General features: G+C 71.5%; 1 protein-coding gene. It reads right to left on the bottom strand.

Annotated elements, in window-relative coordinates; genetic code table 11:
* A partial coding sequence (locus KBX39_RS32665; protein WP_210874284.1) for an FAD-dependent monooxygenase occupies positions 1–522 on the bottom strand: 522 nt, incomplete at both ends.

Raw genomic sequence — 522 nt, 5'->3', positions numbered from 1 at the left:
GCCGTCCACCGACAGCCTCCCGGTCCCGTCCAGCAACAACCCGCCGCCGGTACGCATCAGCTCGTACAGGCGTCCCTGCGGCAGCGGTACGTCGCGCAGCCGCCGCCCGAGCAGAGGATGACCCTCGCCGACGTCGTACCTGACGCTGATCGCGGTGACCTTCTCGATCAGGTAGCGGTTGACCTCGTCGAAGTCCATGAGCTGCGTCAGCACCTGCCGTACCGCCTGCGGTCCGGGCTCGTTCGTGGTCAGCAGCATCTGCGCGCGCGTGTTCGTCAGCACGTCGGCGGCCACCGGGCGCCGCTCGGACTCGTAGGTGTCGAGCAGGTCGTCCGGCGCCCACCCGTTCACCTCCGCCGCCAGCTTCCAGCCCAGGTTGAACGCGTCCTGGATGCCGAGGTTGAGCCCCTGCCCGCCCAGCGGCGGGTGGACGTGCGCGGCGTCGCCGGCCAGGAACACCCGCCCGACCCGGTAGTGCTCGGCCAGGCGGGTCACGTCGCCGAAGCGGGACAGCCAGCGGGG

This window comes from Micromonospora sp. D75, from assembly GCF_018070405.1.
GTDB lineage: Bacteria > Actinomycetota > Actinomycetes > Mycobacteriales > Micromonosporaceae > Micromonospora > Micromonospora chalcea.
Note: the sequence above shows the minus strand (reverse complement) of the source record. Positions and strands in the feature narration are given on the sequence as shown.